Annotated in this window: 3 protein-coding genes and 4 tRNA genes; 6 read left to right on the top strand and 1 reads right to left on the bottom strand. The window is 41.2% G+C overall.

Annotation, left to right across the window (positions count from 1 at the left end):
* Position 1 precedes the first annotated feature (1 nt).
* From HXT36_RS03620 to HXT36_RS03595, 6 genes are all read left to right on the top strand, one after another.
* Positions 2-1,528: a DUF4127 family protein gene (locus HXT36_RS03620; RefSeq protein WP_421778587.1), complete on the top strand. Its 1,527-nt coding sequence runs from the start codon at positions 2-4 to the stop codon at positions 1,526-1,528.
* A 30-nt stretch (positions 1,529-1,558) separates the two neighbouring features.
* Positions 1,559-2,509: an acyltransferase domain-containing protein gene (locus HXT36_RS03615; RefSeq protein ID WP_421778586.1), complete on the top strand. Its 951-nt coding sequence runs from the start codon at positions 1,559-1,561 to the stop codon at positions 2,507-2,509.
* Between the two features lie 118 nt (positions 2,510-2,627).
* Positions 2,628-2,700, top strand: a tRNA-Gly gene (locus tag HXT36_RS03610).
* A 27-nt stretch (positions 2,701-2,727) separates the two neighbouring features.
* Positions 2,728-2,798 (top strand) — tRNA-Cys (locus tag HXT36_RS03605).
* Positions 2,799-2,829: 31 nt separating this feature from the next.
* Positions 2,830-2,901: transfer RNA gene (locus HXT36_RS03600), tRNA-Val, on the top strand.
* Between the two features lie 40 nt (positions 2,902-2,941).
* Positions 2,942-3,014 (top strand) — tRNA-Val (locus HXT36_RS03595).
* 304 nt (positions 3,015-3,318) lie between these two features.
* Here the strand turns inward: HXT36_RS03595 and HXT36_RS03590 are convergent.
* On the bottom strand, positions 3,319-12,084 hold the full coding sequence (locus HXT36_RS03590) for a Rib/alpha-like domain-containing protein (protein WP_421778585.1): 8,766 nt from the start codon (positions 12,082-12,084) through the stop codon (positions 3,319-3,321).
* Positions 12,085-12,360: the final 276 nt, after the last annotated feature.

Below are 12,360 nucleotides of genomic sequence, written 5' to 3'. Positions count from 1 at the left end.
AATGAAAGTCTTATTTCTTCCATTAGACGAGCGACCTTGTAACTATAAGTTCCCAGAGCTTTTAGCTAAAAGTAGTGATTTTGACCTTGTAAATGTGCCGTTAGAATTATTAGGCAATAAAAAACAGTCTGCAGATATTAATGGAATAGTTGATTTCTTGATGGATAACGCCAAAAAATGTGATATTGCTATAATATCTGCAGACATGCTTGTGTATGGGGGATTAGTTCCTTCAAGAGTACATAATTTACAAAGCGATTGTTTGCAAAGTCGCCTGCGCGTATTAGAAAAGCTCAAAAAAGTTAATCCAAATATGACTTTATTTGTTTTTTGCACTGTTATGCGAGCGCCTGCGTATAACAGCAGCGATGAGGAGCCTGATTATTACGCAGAATATGGTAGGAGTCTTTATTTAAGAGCATATCTGAGTGATAAAAAGATTAGATGCAATGATCTAACACAATTGCAGGAGAAAGAGTTAGAATCTTTTGATATTCCTCAATATGTTATTGATGATTATGAAAATCGTCGTGATAAAAATCTTGGTATTAATATATCAATTCTTGATTTAGTAGCAAATAATACTATTGATTATCTTATTTTTCCACAAGACGATTCTAGTCCATACGGATATACTGCAGTATCTCAAAGAAGACTTCAATCAGCTGTTTATTCTAAGAGGTTAAACAGTAGAGTTGCTATGTATCCTGGATCAGATGAAGTTGGCATGACTCTGCTTGCAAGAGCGTTTTGTAAATCGCATAGAATAAAGCCTGCCATAAGTGTTGAATATTCGTCTATATTAGGGCCAACAATAGTTCCTTCTTACGAAGATAGGCCTATGTTTGAAAGCCTAAAATCTCATGTTTTAGCTTGTGGAGCAAGGCTTTTAGAAAATTGGGAAGATAGCGATTTAGGTGATTTAAGCGGTTTAAGTGGACTAAACAACATTTGTTTGATGATTAATGCTCCTGGAAAAGTTATGCAAGAAGCAGAATTTTCTGTATCTAATCATGATGTAACGTATGACACGTATAGAAATTTAAATTATTTTACTGATCATATCTGCGCGCTAGTTGAATCTGGTAAGAAAGTTGCATTATGTGATAGTGCGTATTCAAATGGTGGGGATTTGCAATTATTAACTTTGCTAGATGATAATAACGTTTTAGACAGAATTATTAGTTATGCGGGATGGAATACAAATTGCAATACTTTGGGAACAGTTTTATCTCAAGCAATTTTAGGCATTGATTCAAAAAGTATAAAGAAAAATATTGCATATAGAATAATCGAAGATGCGTTATATCAATCAAATATTCGATGGAATATAGCTAATAGGATTGATAATTATGGTGGTAATTATTTTGATGTAAAGCCATGCGAAGCGTGGGCTAAGTGCGAAGCTAAAAACTTGTTGCAGAAAGAGTATAGCAAGTTGAATTTATCAAAAGCGCTTCCTTTGAAAATCAATAATGTAGATTTTCCATGGAAAAGGATGTTTGAAGTTAATTTTGATTTGTTGTGAGTCTTGTTGTGAGTTTATTGTGAGGTAAAAATGTGTGATTTGTTAAAAGAAGATGAAAAGTCATACCTGATTTCGCAGACTGCAGAAGATGTTGAAAATCTGTGTAACGAATTGCATTTTGATGATTGCCTAACGCGCACAATAGTACAATCTTTTAAAAATATAGATATTTCTGTTTTGATGGATTGCATACAAGACCTTTTTAATGACGGGTTTAATCAAGAGTTAGCAGTTGCAAAATTGAATGAATATTGTGCTGATGATAGCGGAATGCGGATTCTTTCAATATTTATGGCATGCGTTCTTTTGGTGCGTAGAAGATATGAACAAGCTGGAATTAAAGATGAAGTCTTTTTAAGTACTTTTGGTTTTATTAAAAGATTTGTTAAGAAGATTCGTGTTGGCAAGTATCCTTTTGTTTTTAGCGAAGAATTTTGGTTCCCGCGTCTTCTTTCTATGAAAATATTTAGATTAGGTGAATTAGAATTTGAGTTTTGCAAAAGGCAAAATTTGGTAAGCGTACATATTCCGTCTGATGCAAAGTTAAGCATAGAAAATTTAACGATAAGTTTTATGTTGGCTAATGAGTTTATAGATAAGTACATTCCTGAGTTAAAGAATTGCACTTTTTATTGCATATCGTGGCTGCTTGATCCTGCTTTAGATAAGTTGCTACCAGAAAAGTCGAATATTCGAGTATTTAGATCTATGTTTCGCGTTTTTGGAATTGCATATTCTGACGACTATAAGCGTTGGGTTTTTGGAGAAAATTGCAAGATTTTTGGGCGTGGTGAAAATGGTGTAAATTGTGGCAAGGAAAACAATGTAGAAGCGTGTGGGGAAGTGCGCAAGGAAAGTGGCATGGAAAGTGGCATGGAAAGTGGCAAGACGGAAACAAGTTTGCAAAAAAATATTAGGGAATATGTTGAAAATGGGGGAAGGATGGCGATTGGGTACGGAGTTTTAAAGAATGTTAGGTAGAAAATTTAACAGTGTTTGCTATTCGACACGCCAACGGGCGGCGGACTTGAATTTATAAATATTTCTGGTATAGTAGTTACTCGTGCTTCGGACTGGCATTAGTTAGCGAGAAAGCATTGCGGACATAGCTTAGTTGGTAAAGCGCAACCTTGCCAAGGTTGAGACCGCGGGTTCGAGTCCCGTTGTCCGCTCTAGGTCTGGTGAGTTATCGGCCTTGTGGTGGGTTAGCCAAGCGGTTAGGCAGCGGCCTGCAAAGCCGTATAGATGAGTTCGACTCTCGTACCCACCTCGATTGAGCGTGTTAGCTTAATAAACAACCTGGGCGGTTGGCGCAGTGGTAGCGCACTTCCCTGACACGGAAGGGGTCACAAGTTCGAACCTTGTATCGCCCACTCGAAAGGATTGCCTTTCACGCATAATTAAAAAAATTTTGGGTGATTGGCGCAGCGGCTAGCGCACTTCCTTCACACGGAAGGGGTCATAGGTTCGATTCCTATATCACCCACAATATGTTTGTTTTCGCGGTATTTTACCGCGTTTTTTTTTTATTCATTGACGTTCGCGCGCTTAAACTGCGCGAACGACACGATCTGTTTTCCGCTTTTTGTACCATTTTTAGGTCAAATATGGTACAAAATGCGGAAGTTTTTTCCGGGTTTTGTACGTAATTTAGGTGGAATATGGTACAAAGTGCGGAAATATCGTTCGCGCAGGTTAGCTGCAGAATTCAGAAAATCGGGTAACAAAAGGCCCAGAGCAATCGCTCCAGGCCTTTGTTTGTTGGTTTATAGTTTACTAGCGCGTGCTAGCTAGTTGCGCTTCTTGCGGCGAGATACAGCCCTTCCTGCAGCACCCATGCCAGCAAGCATCGCAGACGCAAGAGCACTTAATGCAACACCAACGCCAGTATTACCTAGCGCACCCTTACCTCTTCTAGATCCACTATTAGATCCACTATTGCGAGATTGGTTTCCATGATTATTGCTGCCATTCTTGTTGGCGTTGTTGGCGTTGCTGGCGTTGCTGCCATTCTTGTTTGCGTTATTGGCGTTATTGGCGTTGTTGGCGTGGCTTCCGCTTTCGCCGCTATCGCCACTACCACCGTCTCCAGGCTGCGCAATCGTGCCTGTAACAGTGCTAGACGAGCCTCCAGCAGTGCTATCTGTGCTATTCTTTGCAAAAGCGGTGATTGTGCTTCCGTCTTTAACGTTTGCAGCTGGAATCGTAACAACGCCAGTCTTTGGATCAACAGTTACGCCGTTAGGAGCGTCTCCGTCAATCTTCCACACGCGCATATCGCCCTCGGCGATAACGGTGATTGTAACAGTTTGCGGCGTGCTTCCGTCGCCTTCAGGCGTATACGTAATAACAACCTTATCTACGCGCGTATCCGTAAGATTTGGCGTTATTGTGGCGCTTCCGTCTGCAGGCGTGTCTATGCGTGGAACGGCAATATCTCCGCCAACTGTTACTTCAACAGTGTTTCCAGTCTTAGCAAAATCACCAGTGCCTTTTGTAGGCGTAAGGTTTACAATCGAGCCAGGCGTTTGCTTGTTGATAGTAATAGTGAAGTTGCCATCTTTATCTGCAACACCTGTTCCGATTTGCTTGCCATTGTTATCGGTAACAGTAATAGTTGCGCCTGGAATATCGGTTTTACCAGTAATCACTTGTTTTTCGTGATTGCCACTATCGCCGCTTCCGCCACCATTTGGAGCGTCTGCTATAGACTGTTCGGTAATCTGTGGAGTCTTAAAGCCAGTTGTTTTCTCCGCTTTATCCGAAGAGTGGTCATCCTTATCCTTAGCAACAGCAGTAATCGTGCTGCCGTCCTCCAAGTCTTTTGCTGGAATCGTAACTTTGCCGGTAGCTTCATCAACCTCTACGCCGCTAGGATAAGGGCCGTCAATCTTCCACTTGTTGTCGTCACCCTTCTTAACAACAATCGTGCGAACTGGCTTTTCTGGGCCGTTAAGCGGATTTGGCTTAGCAGTAATCACAATCGTAACAACTGTTGCGCTGTCATCTTTTGTAGGCGTTACTGTTACGTTTCCGCCTGTTGCTTTTCCGCTTTCACTTTCCGAAGGAACGGTGATTGTAGGAGCTTTTGGCTTTGCAATAACGTTTACGGTAGTAGCTTCGCCTTCATCTTTGCCATTGCTTGGAACAAGCTCGAGTTTTGTACCAGGATTCTTCTTATCGATTTCGATAGTGAAGTTGCCATCGTTGTTAGCAGTTCCAGTACCAACAGTATTACCGTCTTTGTCTTTGACAGTTACTGTGTTTCCTGGCTGAGTTTTACCAGTAATAGTGGTTTTATCAGGATTTTCTGGCGTGTTCTTTGCGCTACTATCGTTGATAAATGGCTTGTCTGTAACCTTTAGAGTTACTTTGACTTTTACTGGTTCTTTTAGGCCTGGAATCTTGACGAGCACAGTGCCAGACACATTATCGCCAGTCTTAGACGTATCTGGCTTGCCAGTTTCCTTGCCGTCTTTATCCTTCTCCCACTCGAAAGTAGTGCCATCTGGGAAGTCACCATTGTTTGCAATGCTGTCTTCTGGCTTTGGCTTGGCGTTTACTGGCACGCTCACCGTCTTGCCTTCTGGATTTGGCACAACAAGCACGTTTACAGGCACATCTACAGGAGTCATTCCTGGAACCGTAATAGTCACAACGCTTGGCTGGTTGCCAACGTGTGACGTGTCTGGCTTCTTCTTCCAAGAAACCTCAGCATTCTTAGGCAAATCGCTATTATTCTTAATAACTTCCTGTGGCTTAGGAGTGTTGTCCTTGCCGTCAGTATTTTGCAGCACGGTTACGTCTTTTCCTTCAGGAGATGCTGTAACAGTAATTTTTACAGGCACTTCTTGAGGATCTTGCCCTGGAATCTTTACAATCACAGTGCCAGTAGTATTGCCTGGCTTGTCGGTCTTTGGAGCAGCACCTTTCTTCCACTCGAAGGTGGTTCCCTTAGGTAACTTATCGTTGTCTTTAATGCTGTTCTTAGGATCTGGATCGCTGTTCTGAATGACGGTGGTGTCCTGCGCTGTAGGCGCAGGGTTTACGTTCACAGTAACTTTGGCTTTCACTGGATCTTTCACACCTGGGATATGAACTAGCACAGTGCCAGTAGTGGTGACTGGCTTGTCGGTCTTTGGAGCAGCATCTTTCTTCCAGTCGAAGGTGGTTCCCTTAGGGAACTTATCTTTATTAGCAATACCCTTCGATGCGTCTGGAAGTTTGTCGCCAACCTTCACGTTAACAACATTCGTTTCTGGATTTGGCGTAACGTTCACTGTTACAGGCACCTCTACAGGGGATTGACCTGGAATCGTAACAATAATCTTGCCATTCTTTGCGCCAGGATTGTTAGTATCCGGTTTATCTTCAGGCTTCCACTCGAACTGCGTGCCATCAGGGAACTTATTCTTAATAACATCTTCTGCCTTTGGCAAATCCGTGCCTTGTGGCACGTTAATTTGTGGAGCACCTGGATCAACAACGTTCACAGTTACAGGCACTTCCACAGGATCTTGACCTGGAACTGTTACAACAACAATTCCTGACTTGTCGTTGCCTTCCGTGTTCGTGTCTGGCTTTTTGGACCACTTGAACTGTGTTCCATCAGGGAACTTATCCTTATTGGCAATGCTGTCTTCTGGCTTAGGTTCCACGCCCTTTGGCACAGTCACAACTTTAGCTGTAGCAGTTGGGTTGCCAATGTTTACAGGCACGTTGATCTTAGCAACGCTTTTATCCGGGTAGGTAACTGTTACAGGAACGTTGAAAGTGCCGCCCTTGTTGCCGTCTGGAATGCTATTAGAATCAACAGTCTTTTTGACTTCGCCTTTGTCAGATGGCCAATTAGGAATCTTTACAGCATTCTTAATTTCGTCTTCCGAAGGCTTTTCGCCATTCTTCTTGGTAATGCTATCTGCCTTAGGAGGATACGCGTCCGATTCTTTGCTGCTAATAGTTACTGGAACTTTAACAACTTTTTCTGTTTTATCAGGATATGTAATCTTGACTTTAACAGTGTAGCTTCCAGGAGTTTGACCATCTGGAACTGTGTTTCCGTCACCAGTTACAATGCTTATTTCTGGTTTCTTTTCGCCTTCTTTTGACTTAAAATCAGGAATCTTTACAGCATCCTTAATTGCATTTTCGATTTCATCTTTCTTCGTGTCATACGGCTTAACAACAGGTGTTACCTTCGGCTCGAAAGTATCCGACTGCTTGTTCTTAATAGTTACATCAACAGTAACTTCTTTTGTTGATGTGTCTGGATAAGTCACCGTAACTTTAACCGTCTTTGTGCCAGGTTCGGTACCGCTTGGAATATCTTTATCGTCGCTTGTAATGGTGACTGTTGGCTGTGGCTTACTCGTATCATTTTTATCTGGCCAATCAACAGTTACAGCATTCTTGATAGCTTCCTTGGTCTTTTCTTTACTAGTGCCATACGGCTCCTCAACTGGATCAGCGCTTGGAGGGTACTCGTCTTTATTCCAATCCTTAACAATTACAGGCACTTGCACAGTTGTGGACGTTTTGTCTTTATATGTGATAGTTACAGGAACATTAGTTGTGCCAGTTTGAGTGGTTTCTGGAATCGTATCCTTATCTAAAGTAATAGTTGGCTGATCCTCGCTTGCGCTAACACCAGTCTTAACTTTATCTTTGATTTGTTTCTCTGTTGGCTTTGCCTCGTTTTTATGCAACTCTATAGGTGTTGCAGAAGCCTTGTGAGTCACGTTATCTGGTTCGCCGACTGTTACAGGAACTTCCACGTGATCCTCAGAACCGTCTGGATACTTAACAGTAACCTTAACGTTTACGATTCCAGGAGTCTTAGTGTCGATCTGTGTTTGATCTTTGTCAACCGTAATTGTTGTACCAGATGGTGGTTGCTTGTTATCGTCAAACTTGACTTTAGCAATGATGTCACTGTCAGAAGGTTTGGTTTTATTACCATATCCAACGTTGATTCCATCAGGCTGCTCTGGCTCATACTTCTTATTCTGAGGCTCGCCAACCTTAACGGTTACCGTTGCGTGATCCGTTGAACCATCGCCATAGGTGATTGTTACAGGAACAGTAAAATCGCCAGGCTGAGTGCCATTTGGAATAGTGTTGTCGTTGTCGATGGTCACTTTTGCGTCATTAGGTAAAGTTACGTCAGCGCCATTCTTCTTTAGCTTAACGCCATTCGTCTCTACACTATTCTTTATGCTATTGTTCGGATTTGTATTGTAGTCAACCTTAATAGTCTTACCTTCTGGCGTGTAAGTTTTGTTTTGTGGCTCCAGCACATTAACAGTTACTGTTGCAACGTCACTAGAGCCATCCGAATACGTAACTTTAACCTGCACTTGGCTTTTGCCAACCTTATCGGTGCTTGGAACAGAACTGTTGCCTCCTACAATAGTTACAGTTGGATCTGTTGTTGGCTTTTTGTTATTTTCCCAAGTAAGAGAATTTACATTCTTAATCTTATTAATTAACTCGTTAGCATTAGAATGCCAAGGAACTTCAATAGTCTTCCCATTAGGATTGTAGATCTTGTTTTGCAGCTTAATCAACACAGGTACTTCAACCGTAGTGGTGGAACCATCTGGATATGTGATTTTTACAGGAACGGCATGGATTCCATCAGTTTTAGGAATCTCGCCAACTGTGAAAGTTAACTTGCTTCTATCAACAGTGGAGCTCGGGTCATCTTTCTTGGTAATAGTAATCGCATTGGTAATTGCGTTGTTATCCGTAGGATTATTGATCCGCTTGGCAGTAGCATTATGCTCTTCAGCATCCGTGTACACGGAAATCTGAACCTTTAGCTTGGATGTATTGCCAGCTTCATCTGTAACACTAAGCTCACGTGACCACTTATTTGCATCAGGATTAGTATTGTTAGCGCGATGAGCAGTACCTGTAATAGTAATTTTTGCAGGCTTTTCCGCAGAATTATTATCTTTATCAGTGATGCTAATCTTACTGCCAGTTATTTCTTCAGGCATACTAAGTGTTGCACTCTTGATCTTGCCGCTGTTGTCATAAGCGTTGATATCAATGTTGAACTGTTTGCCGTTATGTACCTTAAATTGGTAGTACTCAGCTTGTTCAGTGTCTGCTCTCTTTGCCTTATTGGTATTAGGCGTGTTAATAACAGGCGGAATATCGTCATTAACGGTAACTTTTGTATCTACGTCCTTAAAGGAACCGTCTGCAAAAGTTATGCGGACTTTAGCGGCTGTATCTTTGCCAGGCTTATTCCAATCTGGTTCCGTAGCCCAAGAGTAGGTAGCGTCGCTAGGGAGTTTCTTTAGATCAGTTGCATTAATGCCGCTCTTAGGATCTGGATGCGTTGTTCCGCTACTCATGTTGTACGTAACAGGCGTGTCTGTGACTTTGCTATACTTATCTGCCTGCGGCTTAACAATAAACTTAACAGTTACTTCATTAGTATTACCAGAAGGGTCTACAGCTTTTAAGGTACGCGTATACGTTCTAGGCTCAATGTTGAGCGGAGTAGTACCATCAAGCGTTAAAGTCTTAGGATCTGCTGTTGTGCCAGTTCCAGTAGGATCTTTTTCTTTCTCTCCTGGAGTTTTAGGCGTTAAAGTAAGAGTTGTAACTTCTCCACTATTGTCTTTTGCAGTAATCTTAATATCGTTCTTATCGCCGCGGTATGTAGTGATAGTTGCTATTTGAGTAAATATTTTTCCTTCAAATTTACCTTCAATATCAATATTTTTATATTCACTGCCGTTATTTTGCTTAATCGTAACCTCAGGCTCTTTACGATCCTTAACAGTTACCTTAACCTCAACAGTTTCAATGCGTGGATTCTTTGGGTCGTTAGTAGGAATAGTTACAATAACTGTTCCAGGCATTTCCTTACCAAGCTTTGAAGTGTTTGGTTTGTCCTTCTCTGCCCAAGCAAACTTAGTTCCCTTCGGAAGCTTGCGACTATTGGCAATAGCTTTCTTTGCCCATTTTTCGTCTAGCTTTTCACCTAAGTCAACAGTAATATCCCTAGCCTTAAGATCTTCTTTCTTCTTAACTGTTACCTTTACAGTTTTTTCTACTTTGTTACCAGCAGCATCGGTAACTGAGAACGTAAGTTCGTGTTCTCCAATTTCGCTTTCTTTCATGCCGAGTATTGTAATTTTTACTTTGCGATCTTTAGGATTATCTTGTGTTCCTTGGTAATCAATCTGCAAACGTGAAAAATCACCATTTACAAGTTTCGCTAGTGGAGCTGCAATATTGAAGTCGTCAATCTTTACATCATCTGTTGCTGTAAGGTTGATAGTTAAATCTTTGCCAACTTCGACTTCAACCTTGGTTTTATTGGCAGTAAGTGTTGGTTTTTGATCGTCTTTACTAGCGTTCTTAGGCTTGCTTTCTTCAGAGCTTACGGAATCTGCAGTAGTAGTTACGGCAGTAATCTTTCCTTCAGGAATGCCGTCTTTAACTGTAATCGTAACTTTGCCATCAGCTCCAACGGTTCCCGTGCCGATAGCTTTTCCGCTTTTATCCTTAAGTGTTACAGTGCTTCCAACTGCACCAGAGCCAGCATCAACTACAACTTCCTTGCCGTTTACTCCTGCAACACCAGTCAAATCAGTCTCAATTTTAGGCTGCTTAGGCTTAACAATAAAAGTGACTTTTTCTTCCGCAGTACTGCCGTCGTTAAACGTGACTTTAGCAGTGTACTCTCTCTTTCCTGCAACATCTGTGGAAGGCTCGTTGTCAACCCACTCTGCGCTCTTGATGTTCTTCTTAGTGGCGTCGTCAAGCTTGCCAAGATATTGCTTAGCGTCAACCTTGTTGGTGCCATTTATCTTTTTAAGATCTTCGCCAACAGTAGCATTAACGGTATTTCCATTAAGCTTATGTTGCAAAGAAAGTGGTTTTTTAATGTTTACAGGAATCGTAACAACGTGATACGAGTTATCTGAGTATACAACTTTTGCAGATGCGCTTGCGGGAAGAGTTTCCCTTCCGTTAAAGTATTCTTTAGGGATTTCGGTTGAAGGGAATGGATTAAAGACGATTTTTCCGCCGTTTACATTGGTTATTTTATTAGCGAAATCAGCTTCAGTAAGCTTATGACCCCAATTAACAGTAATTGGGGTAGTGGTTGGCTCCTTGTACTGTTGATTGAGATTTTTAAGATGTATTGTGACTTTCTTTTCTGCTTTGTTTCCAGAAGCGTCGGTTGCAGAAACAGTAATCGTGTAGTCGGATTTTACTGGATTGCCACTTTTATCTTTGTGTATAAATGTAGTCCTATTAATAACTTTTGTATGAGGATTGCTTTCGCTAGCATCAATACCATTATCATCTTTCTCATTAACATCGCCATTTTTAGCAAAGTCTGGGAATCCTTTTACAGAGAACTTCGTCACCTTTCCGCTGTCATCTGATGTGCCGAAAGTAATCTTTGGTGACTCACCCTGATACACGTCAATGCTGTTGTTGGAATCGCTAATTTCTTTGTCATTAAAATACAGCTTTGGAGGGATTTTATCGCTTTTTGTGCGCTTAAGATCTGGTTCAGTCCAGCGCTCGCGACCAGAAATAAATGTGTATGCTGAGTTAGTATTTTTACCATAAGTACTTGTATTTGCCCATGTATAAGCATCTTGAATCTCGTCAAGAGTGACTCCTGGACGTAACTTTACTTTGCAATGCATGTGCACTGCATAGTTGGCGTTTGTAGTTCTTAAGCCGATGCCGTAGCTCTTGCCGCTATATACGCCTTTCAATGTTGTAGCATTGCTAATGACGCCGTCGCCTGCATTATTGTGGAAAGTATTACTCAAATCTTGCTTGTTGCTATTTCCTCCTCTTATGCCGAAGGTTGGTTTGTAAATAGAATTTCCAAGGTGCTGGTCATCTTGCAATGGGTCATTAAGATTTTTTGATTGGCTATCTTCTTTAGTGAATAATGAAAAATCGCGTGAAAGAACAGCGTTTGTCATTTGTGAACTAGAGTTATTTCGTTTATAAAAATTAAAGCTTAAATCACTTAATGTGTCTGACTTGTAAAAGCCGTTATTATCCAAGTCAGCAACTGCAAAAGGAATTTGCCAAACATACTGCTGTTGTTTTGATGCTTTAAGCATGGACTTGCCGTCGTTGTTAAAGAACACGTCGAAGACTAGGTACTGGTCGTTTCCGTTCTTTTTAAGATGTGCATACATATCCGATTTCTTGGTGGTGTTATCGTAATCACCCAAACCGTCTGCTTCTATTTTGCCAGGTTTGCCATTGCTGTTAACAAAACGATACCTTTGGAACTCAAGAATATTCGGCGTATGTAGCCATGGAGTGGTGTTTGCATCACGCACTTGATCCGCAAAAGCCGCTGTAGTTGGAGGAAGAAGAATATTAGAGGATGCGAGGATTGGCTGACCGCCCAAGCAGGTGGCTGCAGTAAGAACTGTTGTAAGCGCGCTAAGTGACAGTTTGCGCGCGGTTGATGCGCTAAAATCGGCGCTTACGTTTACAAGTGAGCGATACTCTTGATTGCGAGCGTGCTTTTGGCGAGTGTTCTTTGCCATAATAATCCCCATTCTTTTTGTGCTTTGCTTTGTTCAATGGTTTTGTGACGCATATATTGCATTGATGTTCTGTTTGCTTGATGTGAATGTAATCAAGCATCGCGTAATTGTGCACAAAGATAAATATTCATTTATTCGAAATATTATATCGTATTTTTGTTTTTTGAGTGAAATTTTTTAAGTGTGACATTAGTTACAAGTGTAAAATTTACTGATGGGGGGGGGGGTATTTGATGCATATTATGTTGATATAACAATATATGGAGGATTTTATTA

It is taken from the genome of Gardnerella sp. DNF01144 (genome assembly GCF_049244245.1).
Lineage (GTDB): Bacteria > Actinomycetota > Actinomycetes > Actinomycetales > Bifidobacteriaceae > Bifidobacterium > Bifidobacterium piotii.
The sequence above is the reverse complement of the archived record's forward strand: the minus strand, read 5'-3'. Positions and strand labels throughout refer to the sequence as shown.